The sequence below is a fragment of the Curtobacterium sp. ME12 genome, assembly GCF_903970855.1.
In the GTDB taxonomy this organism is placed as follows: Bacteria; Actinomycetota; Actinomycetes; order Actinomycetales; family Microbacteriaceae; genus Curtobacterium; species Curtobacterium poinsettiae_A.
In genome coordinates this window covers 16,402-37,167 of record NZ_CAJCKD010000036.1, presented here as the reverse complement: position 1 = coordinate 37,167, position 20,766 = coordinate 16,402, and the positions used below count along the sequence as shown (strand labels likewise).

Below are 20,766 nucleotides of genomic sequence, written 5' to 3'. Positions count from 1 at the left end.
ACCAGGGCGGCCTGCGACTTCGCGGCTGCTTCGTCCTGCGCCGACCGCAGCGCAGCCTGCACCTTCTGCACCTCGGCGCGCTTCGCGGTCTCGTTGCCCTTGGCGCGCTGGACGTCCTGCCACGTGGGGTACTCGGTGGCGTTCGCGGGGACAGCGGTCAGGGTCGGGGCGACGAGCGCGCCGACGACCACGGCGGCCGCGACGAGCACGCCCCGCGAGGGGGTGAGGCGCATGTCGGCAGGCTACCGATGTTCACCAGGAGTCCTGCGAGCCGCGCCGCTGACAGCCTGTGGACTGGTAAAGTCCATCGTGTCCGAGGACTCATTCCCCGGACGTCACACACAACACTGCGCAGGCCGGGCACGGAGCTGGTCATCGGTGGTGGCTCGCGGGCCGGAACGGTTTCCCGAGTGCTTCTACTGCTGGCCAGACATGCGTCCGGAACGATCGGCGCGCACGCACCATCGAGTGCCGTCGCCATGGCCTGCCGAACACACATCAAGGAGGCGCCCTTTTGGAGGGTCCCGAGATCAAGTTCGCCGAAGCCGTCATCGACAACGGCAAGTACGGCAAGCGCACCGTCCGGTTCGAGACCGGTCGGCTCGCGCAGCAGGCCCAGGGCGCGGTCGCCGCGTACCTGGACGAGGAAACGATGCTCCTCTCGGCCACCAGCGCCGGCAAGCACCCGCGTGAAGGATTCGACTTCTTCCCGCTGACCGTCGACGTCGAGGAGCGTTCCTACGCCGCCGGCAAGATCCCCGGTTCGTTCTTCCGTCGCGAAGGCCGTCCGTCGACCGAGGCCATCCTCGTCTGCCGTCTGATCGACCGGCCGCTGCGTCCGTCCTTCGTCGACGGCCTCCGCAACGAGGTGCAGATCGTCATCACCGTCCTGAGCATCGCTCCGGATGAGTTCTACGACGCGCTGGCGATCAACGCCGCGTCCGCGTCGACGCAGATCTCCGGTCTGCCGTTCTCCGGCCCGATCGCCGGTGTGCGCCTCGCGCTCATCCCGGGGTCCAACGGCACCGACCAGTGGGTCGCGTTCCCGAAGGCCTCGCAGCTCGCCGACGCCGTGTTCGACCTGACCGTCGCCGGTCGTGTCGTCACGGACGAGGCCGGCAACGAGGACGTCGCGATCATGATGGTCGAGGCGGAAGCCACCGAGCACGCCTGGGACCTCATCCAGGGCGGCGCCACCAAGCCCGACGAGGCCATCGTCGCCCAGGGCCTCGAGGCGGCGAAGCCGTTCCTCAAGTCCCTCGTCGACGCGCAGGCCAAGCTCGCCGCGCAGTCGGCGAAGGAGATCCAGGACTACCCGGTCTTCCCGCCCTACGCGCCCGAGGTCCACTCGGCTGTCGAGGCCCTCGCGCTCTCCGAGCTCGGCGACGTCTACAAGATCGCCGCCAAGACCGAGCGTCAGGACGCCGACGACGCGCTCAAGTCGCGCGTCAAGGAGGCCATCGCCGCCAAGGTCGAGGCCGGCGAGCTGCCGACCGAGGCCAACGGCCAGGTCAGCGCCGCGTACAAGTCGGTCACGAAGAAGGTCGTGCGCGGCCGCATCCTGACCGAGCAGATCCGCATGGACGGTCGCGGCCTCGCCGACATCCGTCCGCTCGACGCCGAGGTCGCCGTGATCCCGCGCGTCCACGGTTCGGCGATCTTCCAGCGTGGCGAGACGCAGATCCTCGGCGTCACCACGCTGAACATGCTCAAGATGGAGCAGCAGATCGACTCGCTGTCGCCCGTCACGAAGAAGCGCTACCTGCACCACTACAACTTCCCGCCCTACTCGACCGGTGAGACCGGCCGCGTGGGTTCGCCGAAGCGTCGCGAGATCGGGCACGGCTTCCTCGCCGAGCGCGCCCTCGTGCCGGTGCTGCCGTCGCGTGACGAGTTCCCCTACGCCATCCGCCAGGTCTCCGAGGCGCTCAGCTCCAACGGCTCGACCTCGATGGGCTCCGTCTGCGCCTCGACCCTCTCGCTGCTCAACGCCGGTGTGCCCCTCAAGGCCCCGGTCGCCGGCATCGCGATGGGCCTGGTCTCCGACACCGTCGACGGCCAGACCCGCTACGCGGCGCTGACCGACATCCTCGGTGCGGAAGACGCCCTCGGCGACATGGACTTCAAGGTCGCCGGTACCTCGGAGTTCGTCACCGCGATCCAGCTCGACACCAAGCTCGACGGCATCCCGTCGACGGTGCTCGACGCGGCGCTCAAGCAGGCCAAGGAGGCCCGCTCGGCCATCCTCGGTGTGCTGAACGAGGCCATCGACGCCCCCGACGAGATGGCGGACACCGCTCCTCGCGTCATCTCGGTGCAGATCCCCGTCGACAAGATCGGCGAGCTGATCGGCCCGAAGGGCAAGACGATCAACGGCATCCAGGACACCACGGGCGCCGACATCTCGATCGAGGACAACGGCACCGTCTACATCGGCGCCGTCGACGGTCCGTCGGCCGAGGCCGCTCGTGCCCAGGTCAACGCGATCGCGAACCCGACCAACCCGGAGATCGGGGACCAGTTCCTCGGCACCGTCGTGAAGATCGCCACCTTCGGCGCCTTCGTGTCGTTGCTCCCGGGCCGCGACGGTCTGCTCCACGTCTCCGAGGTCCGCAAGCTCGCCGGTGGCAAGCGTGTGGAGAACGTCGAAGACGTGCTCGGCGTCGGTCAGAAGGTCCTCGTCGAGGTCACCAAGGTGGACGACCGCGGCAAGCTGTCGCTCGCGCCGGTCGTGACCGACGAGACCGAGGGTGACTCCACCTCGGCCGAGACGGTCCGCGCCCACGCCGAGGACCCGGCCGAGGGCTGATCCTCTCCGCGTCCTGACGCACGAACGGCCGCCGTCCCTTCCGGGGCGGCGGCCGTTCGGCGTTGCGGGGGCGTGCGTGGGTGCCTCGTGCCGGTCAGGCCGCGGGGGTCTCCTGCGTGCCCATGAGCTGCGCGCGCCCGAGCAGGTGCCCGCGGAGCATGAAGCCCACGACCGCGGGGGTCGCGTCGGCGGGGACCTCGAGCACGGGGACGTCGAGGGCGCTCAGCGTGAAGAAGTAGCGGTGCACACCGTGGCCCGCGGGCGGAGCGGCTCCGAGGAACGTGTCCGTCCCGAACTCGTTGCGGCGGCGGAGCGCCTCGGCGGGCAGCAGGGCATCGTCGGTGCCGGCGCCTGCGGGGAGCGAGGTCGTCGAGCCCGGGACGTCGGTCAGGCTCCAGTGCCAGAAGCCGGAACCGGTCGGGGCATCGGGGTCGTAGACGGTCAGGACGAAGCTCTTCGTGCCCTCGGGTGCGTCCGACCACTCGAGTGCGGGGGAGCGGTCCTCGCCGCCGACGTCGGAGCCGCGTGCCGAGGTGGGCAGCTCGCCTCCGTCGGTGAAGTCGGGGCTCGTCAGGGTGAAGGACGGGACGTCGGGCAGGTTCCAGTTGGGGTCGTTGGCCATGCCCCAAGCCAACACCCGCCGGCTCGGGCCGCGCTCGGTGCGCGCTCGGGGCTGTGGGAGTTCGCACAGGACGGTCTGGAGGCACGGTACGGGCCCGCCACGAGCCTCCCGCCCGCCTGCGGTCGCCTCGACCGCCCCGCGGAAGCGACGGATCCGCGTCGCGTGGGCGCGTCGGTGCCGCGACGGCGACAGGATGCCGCGAACTGTTCGCGGTGATCTGTCGCTCCCGCGAGGGCGACAGCCGAACGCGACAGCGACAGCCGAACGCGACAGCGACAGCGACAGCGACGAGGCGGCGTCAGCCCGCGAGCACCCGGTCGACCACGCGGTTGAGCGCAGCCGTGGCGGCGATCGCGTCACCGGCGTACGCGCCGGCCATCGCACCGTCGCGCGCGAGCATGAGCTCGTCGGCACCGTCGCCGGGAAGGGGGTGTCCGGCCTCCTGCAGCAGGGTCGCGAGTCGCTCGGTGTACCAGTCGCGGTGCACGGCGACGACCTGGCGGACCGGGTCGCGCGGGTCGTGGTACTCGGCGGCGGCGTGCAGGAACGCGCAGCCGCGGAAGGCGGGGTCGTTGACGTCGTCGGCCAGTGCGGCGACCCACGCACGGACGGCCCGCTCGGGGGAGCCGGCGTCGGCGATGAGCTGCTCCATCCGCTCCTGCACACGCTCGTGCTGGGTGCGGATGTAGGCCAGGATCAGGTTGTCCTTCGACCCGTAGTGCTTGTAGAACGTCGCCTTCGTGACGCTCGCCTCGGAGATGAGACGGTCGACGCCGACGCTGTGGATGCCCTCTTCGTAGAAGAGTCGCGTCGCGGTCTCGAGGACACGGACCTTCGCGCCGCCGGAGCGGGGAGTCGGGGGGACGCTCGACCCGTCCGGCGACGCGAGGTTCGTGCTCGGGCCGGGGAGACGCTGGACGGCCGGTTGGGGGGAATCGACCGTCACAGCGTGTACTCCTCGGACTCATCGGCTCCGCGACCGGAGTGGGGGGACTCGGTGGTCGCGCAGGACTGATGTCCCGAGCCGCCGGATCGGAACTTAGGGGGGCTTTCGATCCGGCGTGGCCAACAGTAGCACAAGGAGGACAGACAGACGAGTCGGTCTGTCCACATTTCTTGTACCCCACTTCGAGTGGCACGCGTCCCGGACCGGGAAACTGGGCGGCGGGCATCGCCGGATCAGTAGGCTCGTCTGCGATGAACCAGCCAGTGCCACTGCCGCTCGGGGCCCCGGACACGTCGTTCCTGACGTCCGGCGGGGCCTTCGTCCGTCGCACCGTGCTGCCCTCGGGTGTCCGTGTGCTGACCGAGGCGGTGCCGGGTGCCGCGTCGACGAGCATCGGGTTCTGGGTCGGCGTCGGTTCGCGCGACGAGCGCGACGGGCAGTTCGGGTCGACCCACTTCCTCGAACACCTGCTCTTCAAGGGCACCGAGACCCGGTCGGCGCTCGACATCGCCATCGCGTTCGACTCGGTCGGCGGTGAGCACAACGCTGCGACCGCCAAGGAGTACACCTGCTACTACGCACGGGTCCGGGACACCGATGTCCCGATGGCCGTGAACGTCATCGGTGACATGGTCACCGGTTCGGTGCTCGAACCGGACGCCTTCGCCGTCGAGCGCGGGGTCATCCTCGAAGAGCTCGCGATGGCCGCCGACGACCCGGCCGACGTCGCGGGCGAGGCGTTCTTCGCCGCGGCCTTCGGCGGGCACCCCCTCGGCCGTCCGATCGGCGGCACCCCGGACAGCATCCGTGCGGTCCAGCGCGACGAGGTGCTGGCCCACTACCGCGAGCACTACGCGCCGAACGGCATCGTCGTCACCGCCGCCGGTGCCGTCGACCACGACCGGTTCTGCGAGCTCGTCGCCGGCGTCTTCGACGACGCCCCCGACGCCGAGCCGCTGCCGCGCCGCACCCCCGAGACCGTCGCCGACCCGGTCGAGGCGAAGCTGACCGTGGTGCACCGCCCGACCGAGCAGGTCAGCATGCTCCGCGGCTCGCAGGGCCTCGACCTGCGCGACGACCGCCGTCCCTCGCTCAGTGTCCTGAACGCCGTGCTCGGTGGGGGCATGAGTTCGCGGCTGTTCCAGGAGGTGCGTGAGCGCCGCGGTCTGGCCTACGCGGTGTCGTCGTTCGCCCCCGCGTACCTGGACAACGGTGCCTTCGGTGTCTACGCGGGCTGCGCCCCGGACAACGTCGCGGGTGTCATCGACATCATCGACGCCGAGTTCCGCCGGATGGTCGACCACGGCATCACCGACGACGAGCTCCGACGTGCCAAGGGCCAGATCGAGGGGGCGCTGACGCTCTCGCTCGAGGACTCCGACGCCCGCATGACCCGGCTCGGCCGTTCCGAGCTCGGCACCGGCGAGTACACCGACTTGTCCACGGCGCTCGAGCGTGTCGACGGTGTCACGACCGGCGGGGTGCTCGAACTCGCGCGCGACCTGCTCACCCGGCCGACGATCACCTCGGTGGTCGGTGCCGTGCAGCAGGACGAACTCGCCGCGGCGACCGGGATCGGCAGCTGAGCACGGACATGTCGCACTACCTGTACCTCGTCCGGCACGGCGAACACCAGGACGCCGAACACGGCCTGCGGGACGGCAAGCTCTCCGAACGCGGCAAGCGTCAGGCGACCCTGATCGCGGACCGTCTCGGCGGCGTGCCCTTCGACGGCGTGTACCACTCGCCGCTCGAGGCCCCGAGCGAGACCGCCGCGTTCCTGTCGCAGCGCCTGCCGTCGATCCAGCCCGAGCCCTCGACACTGCTGTTCGACTGCATCCCGTCGGGCCCGACCCCGGACATGCCGCACGCCTACCAGGGCTGGTACGGCGGCATCACCGAAGAGGAGATCGTCGCCGGGCAGGCCCAGATGGGCGACGCCGTGTCGGAGTGGTTCACCCCGGCGCGGGAGGACCGGCACGACCTGCTGATCACCCACAACGCGGTGATCGGCTGGTTCGTGCGCGAGGCGTTCCAGGCCCCCGAGTGGCGGTGGATGGGCACCAACGTCGCGCACACCGCCCTCACGATCATCCGGATCCGCTCGGCGAAGCCCGCCGAGGTGGTCACGCTGAACGACCTGGCCCACCTGCCGGTGGAGCTGCGCACCGGTCTGCCGGTCGACCAGCCGGTCTAGCGGCTGCCCGTCCGGTCGTGCGACGGCACGGCCGGGAGGCCCGTGGCGGCTCAGACGATCGGCTTGCGGTACCAGGCGGTCGCGTTCGGGTTCTCGTTGAACGGCTCGACCCGCTGGTACCCGCGGCCGCGGTACATCGCGCCGGCCGCCACCAGCGAGTCGTTCGTGTCGAGGACGATGCTCGTCGCACCGAGGCCGGCGCCGGCCCGCTCGAGCAGGTCCATCACGGCCGTCGCGACGCCCCGGCCGCGCCCGGCCGGCGCCACGAAGACGTGCTTGACCTCGAACCGGACGTCGACGGCACCGGACGTGTCGACCCCGTCCGCGATCCGGCGGAGGCCGCCGCAGCCGACCGCGACGCCGTCGTCGTACGCCACCGCGAACACCCCGTTCGGCGGCGTGAACTCGGCCGCGGGGGTGCGCTTCCGCGAGTACGTGCCCTGCGCGCTCGGGAACGTCGCCTCGCGCTCGTCCAGGTACGCGTCGAGCAGCGCGTCGACCTCGGGCAGATCGGCCGGCACGGTCCTGACCTCGACTGACATGCGTCGATCCTAGGATGGACCGCATGGTCACTCCCGTCGCCGTCGTCGGCGCCACCGGTCGTCTCGGGGGCCTCGTCGCGTCCGTCGTCGAGGAACTCCCGGAGTTCGAGCTCGTCGCCCGTCTGTCGTCGAAGGACGGCGCGCACGAGGCGCCGCCGTCGGTCTTCGGCGGCGCGGCCCTGGTGGTCGACGTGACGGTGCCGTCGCTCAGCCCGGCGATCGTGGAGAACGCGCTGTCGAGCGGCGCGAACGTGCTCGTCGGCACCTCCGGCTGGTCGCTCGACCGGCTCGCGAAGCTCCGCACCGCGCTGCAGGAACGTCCGGACCAGGGGGTGCTCGTGGTCCCGAACTTCTCGATCGGCTCCGTGCTCGGCACCCACCTGGCGACGATCGCGGCTCCGTGGTTCCCCGCCGCCGAGATCGTCGAGACCCACCACGCCGGCAAGATCGACTCGCCCTCGGGCACCGCGGTGCGCACCGCCGAGCTGATGGCCGACGCCCGGCGCGAGGTCGGTCCCGTCGACGCCCCGCACGTCGACCAGCGCGCCCGCGGCCAGCAGGTCGCCAGCGTGCCCGTCCACTCGCTCCGCCTGCCCGGGGTGAAGGCCGTGCAGGACGTCGTGCTGAGCGGCCCCGGCGAGACGCTGACGATCCGACACGACACCAACGACGACGTCGCCTACGTCGCGGGCATCCGTGCGGCGCTGGCGAACGTGGTGTCGGCGCGGGGCCTCACCGTGGGCCTCGGCAGCGTCCTCGGCATCGGCTGAGGCGTCATGAGTCGGATGGAGCGGGCCGGACGCACGATCCGCTCGCCGTTCTGGGGCGCGGCGCTCATGGCGGTGCTGCTCGCCCTGTACATCGTGCTGGTCGGCCAGCGCGCCGTCGCCTTCATCGCGACCGGCATCCCGATCGGCATCGGCATCGGTGTCGCATTGTTCGTCGTCGCCGCGATCGGAGCGCTCCTGCTCGTGCTGGAGTTCCGCTTCGGCATCCGCATCACCCGGCTCGGCGCGCGGCTCGAGGCCGAGGGCGGCACCCCGGACGACGTCGTCCCGGTGCGGCCGTCGGGCCGGCCGATCCGCGATGCCGCCGACGAGCTGTTCCCGCGGTACCGCGACGCGGTCGAGCAGGACCCGGCCGACTGGCGTGCCTGGTACCGGCTCGGCGTGGTCTACGACGCCGCCGGTGACCGCAAGCGTGCGCGATCGGCGATGCGCACCGCCCTGGCGCGCGCCGCCGACCGCTGACCCCGGGGCCGGCGTCGGATCAGAAGACGGCGTCGATCGCGTCCGCCGCCTGCGTGTACCGGAACGTGTAGCCGGACTCGAGCAGCTTCGTGGGGACCATCCGCTGGCTCGACAGGAGCATGTCGTCGGCGGCGTCCCGCAGCGCAAGGCGCAGGGCGAACTCGGGGATCCGGAAGAGGTACGGGCGGTGCAGGACCTCGGCGACGTGCTTCGTGATGCGGTCGGCGACGACGGGCTCAGGGCCCGCCAGGTTCACCGGCCCGGAGACGTCGGGCGCCGCGGTCGCCAGGTGCACGATCGCGCCCACCTCGTCCTCGAGCGCGATCCACGGCCAGTGCTGGCCACCGGTGCCCAGCCGGCTGCCGACGCCGAGCTTCGTCAGCGGGACGAGCGGCGCGAGTGCACCGCCGCCCTTGCCGATGACGATGCCGGTGCGGAGCGTGACGACGCGGACCCCGGCGGGAGCGGCGTTCGCGGCGGCTTCCCACGCGGTGCAGACGTCGGCGAGGAATCCCGTGCCCGGGGCGGCGTCGTCCTGCAGCACGTCGGCCGGGCGGTCGCCGTACACGCCCGAGGCCGAGCCCGACAGGAACAGCGCCGGGGGAGTGGCGGCGTGCCGCATCGCCTCGACCAGGGTGTCGGTGGCGTCGATGCGCGAGCTGCGGATCTCCCTGCGGTAGGCGTCCGTCCACGGCAGCTTGCCGATGTTCGCGCCGGCCAGGTTGATCACCACGTCGGCCCCGTCGAGGATCGCCGGGTCGAGCGGACGCCGCCCCGGCACCCAGCGGAACTCGGTCGCGGTGCGCGCTTCGCGGCGGACGAGCGTGGTGACGTGGTGCCCCGCCGCGCGCAGGGCGCGGACGAGGGGCGTTCCGATGAACCCGGACGAGCCGGCCACCAGGATCGAGAGCGGTTGTTCCGTCGTGTCGGGCATGCCCGCAACGCTACTCACACCGACGTAGGCTTCTGTGTGTGACCGACAGCGAGACCGTACAGCCCGACGCCTCCGTCCCGACCCCCTACGAAGACCTGCTCCGCCGGGTCCTGACCGAGGGAACGCCGAAGGGCGACCGCACCGGCACCGGCACCCGCAGCCTGTTCGGCGCGCAGCTCCGCTACGACCTGTCGAAGGGGTTCCCCCTCGTCAGCACGAAGCGCGTGCACTTCAAGTCGGTCGCGTACGAGCTCCTCTGGTTCCTCCGCGGCGAGGGCAACGCCACCTGGCTGCAGGAGCACGGTGTCCGGATCTGGAACGAGTGGGCGGACGCCGACGGCGACCTCGGTCCGGTGTACGGCGTGCAGTGGCGTTCGTGGCCCACCCCCTCGGGTGAGCACGTCGACCAGATCGCTCAGGTCATCGACCAGATCAGGACGAACCCGGACAGCCGCCGGCTCATCGTCTCGGCGTGGAACGTCGCCGACGTGCCGGACATGGCGCTCGCCCCGTGCCACGCGTTCTTCCAGTTCTACGTCAACGACGGCAAGCTCTCGTGCCAGCTCTACCAGCGGAGCGCCGACATGTTCCTCGGCGTCCCGTTCAACATCGCCTCGTACGCGCTGCTGACCCACATGATCGCGGCGCAGACCGGGCTCGAGGTCGGCGACTTCGTCTGGACCGGCGGCGACTGCCACATCTACGACAACCACGTCGAACAGGTCGAGGAGCAGCTGTCCCGCACGGCGTACCCGATGCCGACGCTCGAACTCGCGCCGCGCGACTCGATCGACGACTACGAGTACGAGGACTTCACCGTCGTCGGCTACGAGCACCACCCGGCGATCAAGGCCGCGGTCGCCGTCTGATGATCGGCATGGTCTGGGCCCGTTCGACCACCGGTGTCATCGGTGCCGACGGCGGCATGCCCTGGCACGTGCCCGAAGATCTGGCGCACTTCAAGCAGGTCACCGGCGACGCGACCGTGCTGATGGGCCGGCGCACCTGGGAGTCCCTGCCCGAGCGCTTCCGGCCGCTGCCCGGTCGGCGCAACGTCGTGCTCACCCGTGACACGACGTGGACCGCCGACGGCGCCGAGGCCGTGCACGACCTGCAGGCCGCGCTCGAGGCTGCCGACGGCGCCGACGAGACCGTGTGGGTGATCGGGGGCGGTCAGGTCTACGCCGCCGCACTCGACGCGGCCGACCACGTCTCCGAGACCCTCATCGACGTCGACGTGCCCGGCGACACCGTCGCACCGATGCTCGGCGAGGCGGCCGGCTGGAAGCTCACCGACGAGGGCCCGTGGCAGGAATCCCGGAACGGCGGCACCCGCTACCGGTTCCTGGAGTGGCAGCGCCGCGCCTGAGCGCGCGCACGGGCCGGGCGTGACCGGCGTGACGGACGTGATCCGGGCCTCCCGGTCGCGCCGCAGGCGGTCCACCGTCCACACGGACGGCGGTCCTCGCGCGCATCCCCGGTACGCTGGTGCCCGTGTCCCCGCGTGAGAATCCCTTCGGTCAGGTCCTCGTCGCCCTCGTGACCCCGTTCACGGCCGACGGCGAGGTCGACTGGCCCGGCGTCGAGCAGCACATCGACGACTGCATCACCGCCGGCGCCGACGGCATCGTCGTCACCGGCACGACCGGCGAGACGTCGACGCTGACCGACCCGGAGAAGCTCCGTCTGGTCGAGGTCGGCAAGTCCGTCGCGGCCGGCCGCGCGAAGATCATCACGGGCGGTGGCTCGAACGAGACCGCACACGCGATCCACCTGTACAAGCAGAGCGAGCAGGCCGGCGCGGACGGCGTGATGATCGTCACGCCGTACTACAACAAGCCGACGCAGTCGGGTGTCCTCACCCACTTCCGGATGATCGCGGACGCCACCGACCTGCCGGTGATCCTGTACGACATCCCGGGCCGCACCGGCATCCCGATCACGTACGACACGATCCTGCGTGCGTCGAAGCACCCGAACATCCTCGCCGTGAAGGACGCCAAGGGCGACTTCGCCGAGGTCTCGCGGGTGCTGAACAACACTGACCTCATGTACTTCTCCGGCGACGACACGAACGTGCTCCCGCACCTGTCGATCGGCGCCACCGGCCTGATCGGCGTGACCGCGAACATCACGAGCGCGCCGTACCGCACCATCGTCGACGCCGTGAACCGGGGCGACCTGGCCACCGCGACGGCCGAGCACAAGCGACTCGAGCCGCTCGTCCGCGCCGTGATGACGCACGTTCCCGGTACCGTGGCCGCGAAGTACATCCTGCACGGGCTCGGCCGCATCGGCAGTCCGCGCGTCCGACTGCCGCTCGTCGGCCCGGAGGACTCCGAGGCGTACGCCATCGAGACCTCCCTCGAAGCCGTGCGCGACGTGCCCGGCGCCGACTTCTCGAACTTCCGCCCCGACCGCAACGCGGCGGCCGGCGGTGCACTACCGAAGGTGCCAGGCACCACCCGCTAGCGAACACCGCGGCGCGCAGCACGCGCGCCGCCCGAATCCGTAGGACCGAATGCCCACACAAGTCTCCGAACCGCAGCCGCTCGAAGCCGGCACCCTCCGCGTCGTCCCCATCGGGGGCCTCGGCGAGATCGGTCGCAACATGACCGTCTACGAGTACGAGGGCAAGCTGCTCATCGTCGACGCCGGCGTGCTGTTCCCCGAGGAGCACCAGCCCGGTGTCGACCTGATCCTGCCGGACTTCTCGCCGATCCGTGACCGCCTCGACGACGTCCTCGGTGTCGTGCTCACGCACGGCCACGAGGACCACATCGGCGCCGTCCCGTACCTGCTCAAGCTCCGCGACGACATCCCGCTGATCGGCTCCACGCTGACCCTCGCGCTCGTCGAGGCGAAGCTCAAGGAACACCGGATCAAGCCGTACACGCTCGTCGTGGCCGAGGACCAGACCGAGCAGATCGGCCCGTTCCACCTCGAGTTCGTCGCCGTGAACCACTCCATCCCGGACGCCCTGGCCGTCGCGATCACGACCCCCGCCGGTCGTGTGCTGCACACGGGTGACTTCAAGATGGACCAGCTCCCGCTGGACGACCGCATCACCGACCTCCGTGCGTTCGCCCGTCTGGGCGAGGCCGGCGTGGACCTGTTCCTGCCGGACTCCACGAACGCCGACGTGCCGGGCTTCACCGCTCCGGAGCGCGACATCGGCCCGGTGCTCGAGAACATCATCATGCGCGCCCGCAAGAAGGTCGTCGTCGCGAGCTTCTCGTCGCATGTGCACCGCGTGCAGCAGGTCCTCGACGCCGCCGCGGCAGCGAACCGCAAGGTCGCGTTCATGGGGCGCTCGATGATCCGCAACATGACGATCGCCGCCGACCTCGGGTACCTGCGGGTGCCGGAGAACGTGCTCATCGACACGAAGAAGGCGAAGAACGTCCCCGACGACCAGATCGTCTACATGTCGACCGGGTCGCAGGGCGAGCCGATGGCCGTCCTGGCGCGCATGGCGAACCTCGAGCACCAGATCGAGATCGGCGAGGGCGACACCGTCATCCTCGCGTCCTCGCTCATCCCGGGCAACGAGAACGCCGTGTACCGCGTCATCGACGGGCTGACCAAGCTCGGCGCGAAGGTCGTGCACAAGGGCAACGCGAAGGTGCACGTCTCCGGACACGCCTCCGCCGGCGAGCTGCTCTACTGCTACAACATCCTGCGGCCGCGCAACGTGCTCCCCGTCCACGGCGAGCACCGCCACCTGTACGCGAACGCCGACCTGGCGATCCAGACGGGTGTCCCGCCGCGCAACGTGATCCTCGGGCAGGACGGCATCGTCGTCGACCTGAAGGACGGCGTCGCGACGGTCGCCGGCCAGCTCGACATCGGCTACGTCTACGTCGACGGCTCCACCGTCGGCGAGATCACCGACGCGGACCTGAAGGACCGCCGCGTCCTGTCGGAAGAGGGCTTCATCTCGATCTTCTGTGCGGTGGACTTCACCACCGGGCAGTGCGTGATCGGTCCGGAGATCCAGTCGCGCGGCTTCGCCGAGGACGACTCCGTGTTCGACGACGTCCGCCCGCAGATCGCCAAGGCGATCTCCGAGGCCGCCGCCAACGGCACGCGCGACTCGCACGCCTTCGCGCAGGTCGTCCGTCGCACGGTCGGTCGCTGGGTGAACACGAAGCACCGCCGTCGTCCGATGATCGTCCCGGTGGTCATCGAGGCGTAGCGCCCGTTCACGAGCACGCTCGCGTTCGCGTCCGTCCGGCCCGGGAGGCCCGTCCAGCGTCCGTCACGGATGCTGCGGCGGGCCTTCCTGCGTTTGTCCTGAGCGGGCGTTAGGGTTCTGCCCATGGCCGGAGGCACCAAGTCGACCACGCGCTCGCGCGCGTCCACGTCGTCCCGTGGCAACGGGACGCGCGGTTCGTCGCGCACCCAGGCCACGACGAAGAAGCTGCCGCAGGCTGCGCCCACACCGGTGTTCCGTGAGCAGAACCCGCTCGTGACCTTCTGGCTCGCGATGGCGCACGGCGTCGGCGCGATGTTCCGGCTGCTCGGCAAGGAGACCCTCGAGAAAGACCAGCGGCGCGACGGGTTCCCGTTCCTGCTGTTCCTGCTGGCCATCGCCGGCGGGGTCGTCGAGTGGCTCAACCCGACCAACAGCGTCTCCGTCGCACTCGACGCGTACACGTTCGGCGGGCTGTTCGGCCGTCTGGCGTTCGCCCTGCCCGTCATCATGATCGTGTTCGCCGGGTGGCTGTTCCGGCACCCGGCCTCGGTGCACGACAACACCCGGATCGGCATCGGCCTGGGCATCCTGATCGTGTCGATCGCCTCGCTCTGCCACGTCTTCGGTGGCCGACCGAGCGCGGCCGACGGCATGCCCGCGCTGGCCGCCGCCGGTGGGGTGCTGGGCTGGGTGGTCATCGGCTGGCTCGTGACGATCGCGACCGCCTGGGTGGCCGTCCCCGTGGCGATCGTGCTGCTCGTGCTCTCGCTCTTCATCATCACCAAGACGCCGCCGAACAAGCTCGGGCGACGCCTGCACGAGCTCTACGCCTACCTGTTCGGCGCCCCGGCCCCCGCAGCAGAACCCGAGGCCGACGCCGCCGCCGTGGCGGAGCCCGCCGCCCGCGCCCGCACGTCGAAGCGCGGCAAGAAGGGCGACACCGACTTCCAGCTGTTCGACGACCTCGGGTTCGGTGACGAGCCGGCCGCTGCCGACGCCGAGGCCGGGGGCGACAACGTGCCGTGGTGGCGCCGGAACAAGTCCGGCCGCGAAGAGGACCCGGCGTACGACAGCCCCGTGCTGCCCCCGGCCACCGGGGTCGCCCCGGCTGCCGCTGCGGTCGCACCAGCTGCGCCCGTCGTGCCCGCTGCGCCCGCCGTGAGCCCGAACGCCGGTGCAGCCGCCGGGCTCGTCGACCTCACGCCGGCCGAGCCCGCGTCGGTCAACCTCAACGACTCCGTCGAGCAGGACCTGCAGGACGCCGAGCAGGCCCTCCGCGCGTTCGGCACCGACGTCCCCGCGCGGCCGGAGCCGACCGCCGACATCCGTCCCGCGGTGCCCGAGGTGCTGGCCGAGCCCGAGATCGTCGACGAGCCAGAGGACATCGACGCCGCCGCCGAGCTCAGCGCGGCCGCCGCCGGTGCCGACGACGATCCGTCGAAGCCCTACCGACTGCCCGCCGCCACGACGCTGAGCTCCGGGACGCCCTCGGTCGCGCGGAGCCAGGCGAACGACGACATCGTCGCCGCGATCACCGGGGTGCTCACCGAGTTCAAGGTCGACGCGAAGGTCACGGGGTTCTCCCGCGGGCCGACGGTGACCCGGTACGAGATCGAGCTCGGCCCCGGCGTCAAGGTCGAGCGCGTCACGGCCCTGTCGAAGAACCTGTCGTACGCGGTCGCCTCGAACGAGGTCCGCATCCTGTCGCCGATCCCGGGCAAGAGCGCCATCGGCGTCGAGATCCCGAACACCGACCGTGAGATCGTCTCGCTCGGCGACGTGCTGCGTTCGAACGCCGCCCGGAAGTCGAAGCACCCGATGACGATCGGCGTCGGCAAGGACGTCGAGGGCGGCTTCGTCGTCGCGAACCTGGCGAAGATGCCGCACCTGCTCGTCGCCGGCTCCACCGGTTCCGGCAAGTCGGTGTTCATCAACTCGATGATCACGTCGCTGCTGATGCGCGCGAAGCCGTCCGAGGTCCGCATGGTCCTGGTCGACCCGAAGCGCGTCGAGCTCTCGATCTACGCCGGCGTCCCGCACCTCATCACGCCCATCATCACGAACCCGAAGAAGGCGGCCGAAGCGCTGCAGTGGGTCGTGAAGGAGATGGACATGCGGTACGACGACCTCGCGTCGTTCGGGTTCCGCCACGTCGACGACTTCAACAAGGCGATCGAGAACAACGAGATCGTCCTGCCGGCGGGCAGCGAGCGGAAGCTCAAGCCGTACCCGTACCTGCTCGTCGTCGTCGACGAGCTCGCCGACCTCATGCTCGTGGCGCCGCGCGACGTCGAGGAGTCGATCGTCCGGATCACCCAGCTCGCCCGTGCCGCCGGCATCCACCTGGTGCTCGCGACGCAGCGTCCCTCGGTCGACGTCATCACCGGGCTGATCAAGGCGAACGTGCCGTCGCGCATCGCCTTCGCGGTGACGAGCGTCACGGACTCCCGCGTCATCCTCGACCAGCCCGGCGCCGACAAGCTCATCGGGCAGGGCGACGCGCTCTTCCTGCCGATGGGTTCGTCCAAGTCGCTCCGCGTGCAGGGTGCCTGGGTGCAGGAGGGCGAGGTCGCCGAGGTCGTCCAGCACGTCACGCGGCAGGCGCAGCCCGAGTACCGCCAGGACGTCCAGGCCGTGGTCGAGCGCAAGGAGATCGACGCCGACATCGGCGACGACCTCGAACTGCTGCTCGCGGCCGTCGAGCAGGTCGTGTCGACCCAGTTCGGCTCGACGTCGATGCTGCAGCGCAAGCTCCGCGTCGGCTTCGCCAAGGCCGGTCGCCTGATGGACCTGATGGAGTCGCGCGACATCGTCGGGCCGTCCGAGGGCTCGAAGGCCCGCGACGTCCTGGTGACCGCCGACCAGCTGCCCGCGGTGCTCGCGAAGCTCCGTGGCGAGGAGCCGCCCGCAGCGGCCGCTCCGGCAGCGCCGGCGCCGACGCCGTCCGGCGACGGTGACCGGTACGGCGCCGACCCCGTCGGGGACATGACCCGCGGGTACGATGAAGTCCACGACGAGCCCGATGAGGACGCGTGGGGACTGACGGGCAGGGAGTGACGGCGATGACCGCCTCGGACAGCACGAACACCACGCACGGCGCACGGTTCCCGTGGCGCGGGCGGCTCCTGCGCAAGGGCCCCGGCCCGGCGTCGACCGCGAACGTCGCGAACATCATCACGGTGGTGCGCATCCTCATGGCGCCGCTGTTCTTCGTCCTGCTGCTCACCGACGCCGGCAACGACGGCCCGCTGCGCATCTGGGCCGCGGTCGTCTTCGTCGTGGCGATCGTCACGGACAGCGCCGACGGCATCATCGCCCGTCGGCAGAACCTGGTCACGGACTTCGGCAAGCTCGTCGACCCGATCGCGGACAAGGTGCTCATCGGTGGTGCCCTCGTCGCGCTGTCGATCCTGCAGGAGCTGCCCTGGTACGTGACCGTGCTGATCATGGTGCGTGAGATCGGCATCACGGTCTTCCGGTTCGCGGTGCTCTCCGACCGGGTGATCCCGGCCAGCCGCGGCGGCAAGATCAAGACCGTGCTGCAGGCCGTCGCCCTGACGGCCGCGCTGTTCCCGTGGTGGAACCTGGTCGGCGACTGGGCACACTGGGTCAACGGCATCCTGATGACGGCCGCGTTCCTGGCAACGATCCTGAGCGGGATCGACTACCTCTGGCAGGCATGGAAGCACAACCGCACCACGGCATGACCGGACCCGAGCGCTCGACGCAGGCTGCGCCTCCCGTCCCGGTCGCATCGGGACTCATCGCCGAACTGACGGCGCGGGGCGAGACGCTCGCCGTGGCGGAGTCGCTGACCGGCGGCCTCGTGGTCGCCACCCTCGTCGACGTGCCGGGCGCGAGCGCCGTCGTCCGCGGCGGCGTCGTGGCCTACGCGACGCCCGTGAAGCACTCCGTGCTCGGGGTCTCGGCGGAGCTGCTCGAAGCCGAGGGCGCCGTGCACCCCGAGGTCGCCCGGCAGATGGCCGCCGGTGTCCGGATCGCGCTGTCGGTCGACGGGGAGCCCGCGACGTGGGGGATCAGCACGACGGGCGTCGCCGGCCCGGATCCGCAGGACGGCAAGCCCGTCGGCACCGTGTACGTGGGGATCGCCTCCGCCGTGGGGGCCGAGGCCTTCGAGCTGCACCTCGACGGCGACCGGGGAGCAATCCGGCACGCCACCGTCTCCGAACTCCTTGCACGGATGTCGTCCGAGGTCCGGGGCCGGGAATAGGTCCCGTTTCCACTGGGTTACATCTCACGAAATCTCCAGCAGTACGGCAGCCAGCCTGGCTAACATGCTGCAACCGGCAACGCTAGTGTTGCTGAACCCGAACTCGATCCACCGGACCGAGCGGGCGCGGAGACGACAGAGAGGAGGAGTTCTCATGGTTCTCGTTCGTCAGGAAATCGGCGATGTGCTCCGGGACTTCCGCTTGCAGAAGGGCCGGACCCTCCGTCAGGTCGCGTCCAAGGCCAGTGTCGCGCTCGGGTACCTCAGTGAGGTCGAGCGCGGGCAGAAGGAAGCCAGCTCGGAGATCCTCGCGTCCGTCGCGGATGCGCTGGACACGCCCATCTCGACCATCATGCGTGAAGTGGGTGACCGCCTCGCGATCGTCGAGGGGCTGACCCCCGTCCCCGACACGCTCCCGGACGACCTCGTCGCCGAGTTCGACAACGACCTCGCGGTGCGCTGAGCGCATCGCACCGAACGCCCTCGCCGGTCCTTCCCGGCGGGGGCGTTCTGCGTTCCGGCCCACGCTCACGCGCCTAGGCTGGTCGGATGCGCGTGAGTGAGTTCTGGCGAGCCGTCGACCAGGTGTTCGGAGAGGCCTACGGTTCCGTGGTCACCCGTGACGTCGTGCTCGAGGGGCTCGGCGGTCGCTCCGCCGTGGACGCCCTTGCGGCCGGGATCGACGCCCGCCGCGTGTGGGACGCCCTGTGCGACTCGCAGGACGTCCCGGTGGACCGCCGGCACGGCAAGGGCCTGGCCGAACCCCGGGACTGAGCCGGTTCCGCGGGGCCGGGTACCCGAAACTGTGTTCGGCGTGTTGCTCGAACGCGTGTTCGATCGGTGGTAGCTTCCTCCACAGCGGCGTCGCCCGGGTGTTCCATCCACAGATCGCGTGACCGTCGGCAGTGATGTCGGTGGCTCGCCATAGGTTGATGGACATCGGGAACAGCCCGAAGCCTTGTCGCAGAACCATCGGCCTTGCACCATCGGCCGGCGTGGACGCGACAGCCTACAGGCGGCCGAACACGAGCACGAAGGAGCACCCCATGCCATCACCGGCAGACCGCGAGAAGGCCCTCGAGACCGCACTCGCACAGATCGACAGGCAGTTCGGCAAGGGTGCGATCATGCGCCTCGGTTCGGACGAACGCGCGCCCGTCAACGTCATCCAGACCGGGTCGGTGGCGCTGGACGTCGCGCTCGGCATCGGTGGCCTGCCCCGCGGCCGGATCGTCGAGATCTACGGCCCGGAGTCGTCGGGTAAGACGACCCTCACCATCCACGCCATCGCCAACGCCCAGCGCGCCGGTGGCATCGCGGCCTTCATCGACGCCGAGCACGCGCTCGACCCCGAGTACGCCAAGAAGCTCGGCGTCGACATCGACGCCCTCCTCGTGTCGCAGCCCGACACCGCCGAGCAGGCGCTCGAGATCGCGGACATGCTGGTCCGCTCCGGTTCCATCGACCTCATCGTCATCGACTCCGTCGCGGCCCTCGTGCCCCGCGCCGAGATTGAGGGCGAGATGGGCGACTCGCACGTCGGTCTGCAGGCCCGCCTCATGTCGCAGGCCCTGCGAAAGCTTGCCGGTGGCCTGAACCAGACGCAGACCACGATGATCTTCATCAACCAGCTGCGCGAGAAGATCGGCGTGTTCTTCGGTTCACCGGAGACCACCTCGGGCGGTAAGGCGCTGAAGTTCTACGCGTCCGTCCGCCTCGACATCCGTCGCATCGAGACGCTCAAGAGCGGCACCGACGCGGTGGGCAACCGCACGCGTGTCAAGGTCGTCAAGAACAAGATGGCGCCGCCGTTCAAGCAGGCGGAGTTCGACATCCTGTACGGCGTTGGCATCTCGCGCGAAGGCTCGCTGCTCGACTTCGGTGTCGACCACGGCATCGTGAAGAAGTCGGGTGCCTGGTACACGTACGACGGCGACCAGCTCGGGCAGGGCAAGGAGAACTCGCGTTCCTTCCTGATCCAGAACCCCGAGATCGCTGCCGACATCGAAGGCAAGATCCTCGCCAAGCTCGGGGTCGGCGGCGCTAAGGCCGAAGACGCCCCGGTCGAGTCGATCGCGCCGAAGCTCGCGGAGCGCAAGGGCGCGTGAGCACCGACCACGACGACGACGGCCTCGCACCGGTCACCGACCTGTTCGGTGCGAGGTCGCGTCGTCGCGCTCCTGCCACGCCGCTGACGCCCGCGATCCCCGAGCCTCCGGTCTCACCGGACGAGCCGCACGACACCGACGGCTGGACGCTGCCCGAGTCGGACGAAGGCCGGGCGGACGCGTTCCCCGCATCGCTCGACGCCGATTCGCCGGTGCCCCTGCACGGGGCCCGGGGGCCGGCAGCGTGGGTGTCGCCCGTCATCGGTGACGGCAGCGGGCGCTCGAGCCGTGCCGAGCAGGACGGCTACGACTCCGAGACCGCTGACGCGACCACCGCGTCGGTGTTCTCCATCGCCGGCGGCGCGGAGATCGACCCGGCCGACGCACCGCGTCCGCTCGACGAACAGCGTGCGGACGCCGAACGGATCAGCCTGCGCGCGCTCGGCCGCAAGGGCGTGAGCGAGTCCGAGATGCGGACCCTGCTGCTGCAGCAGGACCTCGACCCCGACGTGGTCGAGCACGAGATCGAACGGTTGACCCGTGTCGGGCTCCTCGACGACGTCGCCCTCGCCACCGACCTGGTGGATCGACTGCACGCCCGCAAGGGCCTCGGGCGACAGGGTGTCGTGACCGAGCTCCGTCGCCGGGGCATCGACCAGGTGGCGATCGACACCGCACTCGACGAAGCCGCTGATGACGAGGACGACGAGTTCCTCCGTGCGCAGGAACTCGCTGACAAGCGGGCACCGCAGATGCGCGGACTCGACCGGGCCACCGCGGAACGCCGGCTGTCCGGCTTCCTGATGCGCAAGGGCTACAGCTCCGGTGTCGTCCGGATCGCCGTCGAACGTGCCCTCGACGGCGGTGGGAAACGGCCGCAACCCGGCCGCGGGACCGTCCGCTTCGAGTAGTCGCTCCGACCTACACTG

General features: G+C 70.5%; 20 protein-coding genes and 1 pseudogene. 16 read left to right on the top strand and 5 right to left on the bottom strand.

The window, feature by feature from the left end; all coding sequences use genetic code 11:
* Nucleotides 1-233 (bottom strand): annotated as a pseudogene (locus H7A73_RS15055) (M23 family peptidase); the annotation flags it as partial.
* A gap of 281 nt (nt 234-514) precedes the next feature.
* Here H7A73_RS15055 and H7A73_RS15050 point away from each other — a divergent pair.
* Nucleotides 515-2,809: a polyribonucleotide nucleotidyltransferase gene (locus tag H7A73_RS15050; RefSeq protein ID WP_182066701.1), complete on the top strand. Its 2,295-nt coding sequence runs from the start codon at nt 515-517 to the stop codon at nt 2,807-2,809.
* Nucleotides 2,810-2,903: 94 nt separating this feature from the next.
* On the opposite strand, the gene H7A73_RS15045 is transcribed toward H7A73_RS15050, so the two are convergent.
* Complete coding sequence (locus H7A73_RS15045; RefSeq protein ID WP_182066700.1) at nt 2,904-3,431, bottom strand: YbhB/YbcL family Raf kinase inhibitor-like protein; 528 nt, start codon at nt 3,429-3,431, stop codon at nt 2,904-2,906.
* Between the two features lie 298 nt (nt 3,432-3,729).
* Nucleotides 3,730-4,377: a TetR/AcrR family transcriptional regulator gene (locus H7A73_RS15040; RefSeq protein WP_110891918.1), complete on the bottom strand. Its 648-nt coding sequence runs from the start codon at nt 4,375-4,377 to the stop codon at nt 3,730-3,732.
* 251 nt (nt 4,378-4,628) lie between these two features.
* Here H7A73_RS15040 and H7A73_RS15035 point away from each other — a divergent pair, with 251 nt between their 5' ends.
* Both H7A73_RS15035 and H7A73_RS15030 read left to right on the top strand, forming a co-directional pair.
* Complete coding sequence (locus tag H7A73_RS15035) at nt 4,629-5,963, top strand: M16 family metallopeptidase (protein WP_182066699.1); 1,335 nt, start codon at nt 4,629-4,631, stop codon at nt 5,961-5,963.
* Nucleotides 5,964-5,971: 8 nt separating this feature from the next.
* Complete coding sequence (locus tag H7A73_RS15030; RefSeq protein WP_027464756.1) at nt 5,972-6,574, top strand: histidine phosphatase family protein; 603 nt, start codon at nt 5,972-5,974, stop codon at nt 6,572-6,574.
* A 50-nt stretch (nt 6,575-6,624) separates the two neighbouring features.
* Here the strand turns inward: H7A73_RS15030 and H7A73_RS15025 are convergent, their stop codons facing one another.
* Complete coding sequence (locus H7A73_RS15025) at nt 6,625-7,116, bottom strand: GNAT family N-acetyltransferase (RefSeq protein ID WP_182066698.1); 492 nt, start codon at nt 7,114-7,116, stop codon at nt 6,625-6,627.
* A gap of 23 nt (nt 7,117-7,139) precedes the next feature.
* Between H7A73_RS15025 and H7A73_RS15020 the strand changes: the two genes are divergently transcribed.
* Together H7A73_RS15020 and H7A73_RS15015 are read left to right on the top strand one after the other, a co-directional pair.
* Nucleotides 7,140-7,886 (top strand): 4-hydroxy-tetrahydrodipicolinate reductase, encoded by a 747-nt coding sequence (locus H7A73_RS15020; protein WP_259362927.1) that lies wholly within the window; start codon nt 7,140-7,142, stop codon nt 7,884-7,886.
* 15 nt (nt 7,887-7,901) lie between these two features.
* A complete protein-coding gene (locus tag H7A73_RS15015) occupies nt 7,902-8,366 on the top strand; it encodes a tetratricopeptide repeat protein (RefSeq protein ID WP_017885925.1) in 465 nt (154 codons plus the stop codon).
* A 19-nt stretch (nt 8,367-8,385) separates the two neighbouring features.
* Here the strand turns inward: H7A73_RS15015 and H7A73_RS15010 are convergent, their stop codons facing one another.
* Nucleotides 8,386-9,300 (bottom strand): TIGR01777 family oxidoreductase, encoded by a 915-nt coding sequence (locus H7A73_RS15010; RefSeq protein ID WP_182066696.1) that lies wholly within the window; start codon nt 9,298-9,300, stop codon nt 8,386-8,388.
* A gap of 38 nt (nt 9,301-9,338) precedes the next feature.
* Here H7A73_RS15010 and H7A73_RS15005 point away from each other — a divergent pair, with 38 nt between their 5' ends.
* The 11 genes from H7A73_RS15005 to H7A73_RS14955 all read left to right on the top strand — a co-directional run bounded on the left by H7A73_RS15005 (nt 9,339) and on the right by H7A73_RS14955 (nt 20,748).
* Nucleotides 9,339-10,169, top strand: a complete 831-nt coding sequence (locus H7A73_RS15005; protein ID WP_182066695.1) for a thymidylate synthase — start codon at nt 9,339-9,341, stop codon at nt 10,167-10,169.
* Nucleotides 10,169-10,669, top strand: coding sequence for a dihydrofolate reductase (locus tag H7A73_RS15000; protein ID WP_182066694.1), 501 nt, complete (start codon nt 10,169-10,171; stop codon nt 10,667-10,669). The genes H7A73_RS15005 and H7A73_RS15000 overlap by 1 nt, the downstream gene beginning before the upstream one ends.
* Before the next feature lie 125 nt (nt 10,670-10,794).
* Nucleotides 10,795-11,772, top strand: coding sequence for a 4-hydroxy-tetrahydrodipicolinate synthase (dapA, locus tag H7A73_RS14995; protein WP_182066693.1), 978 nt, complete (start codon nt 10,795-10,797; stop codon nt 11,770-11,772).
* A 49-nt stretch (nt 11,773-11,821) separates the two neighbouring features.
* A complete protein-coding gene (locus tag H7A73_RS14990) occupies nt 11,822-13,498 on the top strand; it encodes a ribonuclease J (RefSeq protein WP_182066692.1) in 1,677 nt (558 codons plus the stop codon).
* A gap of 123 nt (nt 13,499-13,621) precedes the next feature.
* Nucleotides 13,622-16,555, top strand: coding sequence for an FtsK/SpoIIIE family DNA translocase (locus tag H7A73_RS14985; RefSeq protein ID WP_182066691.1), 2,934 nt, complete (start codon nt 13,622-13,624; stop codon nt 16,553-16,555).
* A gap of 5 nt (nt 16,556-16,560) precedes the next feature.
* Nucleotides 16,561-17,205, top strand: a complete 645-nt coding sequence (gene pgsA / locus H7A73_RS14980; RefSeq protein WP_071405653.1) for a CDP-diacylglycerol--glycerol-3-phosphate 3-phosphatidyltransferase — start codon at nt 16,561-16,563, stop codon at nt 17,203-17,205.
* Nucleotides 17,202-17,729 carry a CinA family protein gene (locus H7A73_RS14975; protein ID WP_182066690.1) on the top strand — a complete coding sequence of 176 codons (528 nt, stop codon included), beginning with the start codon at nt 17,202-17,204 and terminating at the stop codon, nt 17,727-17,729. Before pgsA ends, H7A73_RS14975 begins: the two co-directional genes overlap by 4 nt.
* 154 nt (nt 17,730-17,883) lie before the next feature.
* The gene (locus H7A73_RS14970) at nt 17,884-18,192 is read left to right on the top strand and encodes a helix-turn-helix domain-containing protein (protein WP_027464765.1); all 309 of its coding nucleotides are present in this window, start codon (nt 17,884-17,886) and stop codon (nt 18,190-18,192) included.
* Nucleotides 18,193-18,278: 86 nt separating this feature from the next.
* The gene (locus H7A73_RS14965; RefSeq protein ID WP_182066689.1) at nt 18,279-18,503 is read left to right on the top strand and encodes a DUF3046 domain-containing protein; all 225 of its coding nucleotides are present in this window, start codon (nt 18,279-18,281) and stop codon (nt 18,501-18,503) included.
* 272 nt (nt 18,504-18,775) lie between these two features.
* Nucleotides 18,776-19,837, top strand: coding sequence for a recombinase RecA (recA, locus tag H7A73_RS14960; protein WP_027464767.1), 1,062 nt, complete (start codon nt 18,776-18,778; stop codon nt 19,835-19,837).
* Nucleotides 19,834-20,748 (top strand): regulatory protein RecX, encoded by a 915-nt coding sequence (locus H7A73_RS14955; protein WP_182066688.1) that lies wholly within the window; start codon nt 19,834-19,836, stop codon nt 20,746-20,748. The genes recA and H7A73_RS14955 overlap by 4 nt, the downstream gene beginning before the upstream one ends.
* The last annotated feature ends 18 nt before the right edge of the window (nt 20,749-20,766 follow it).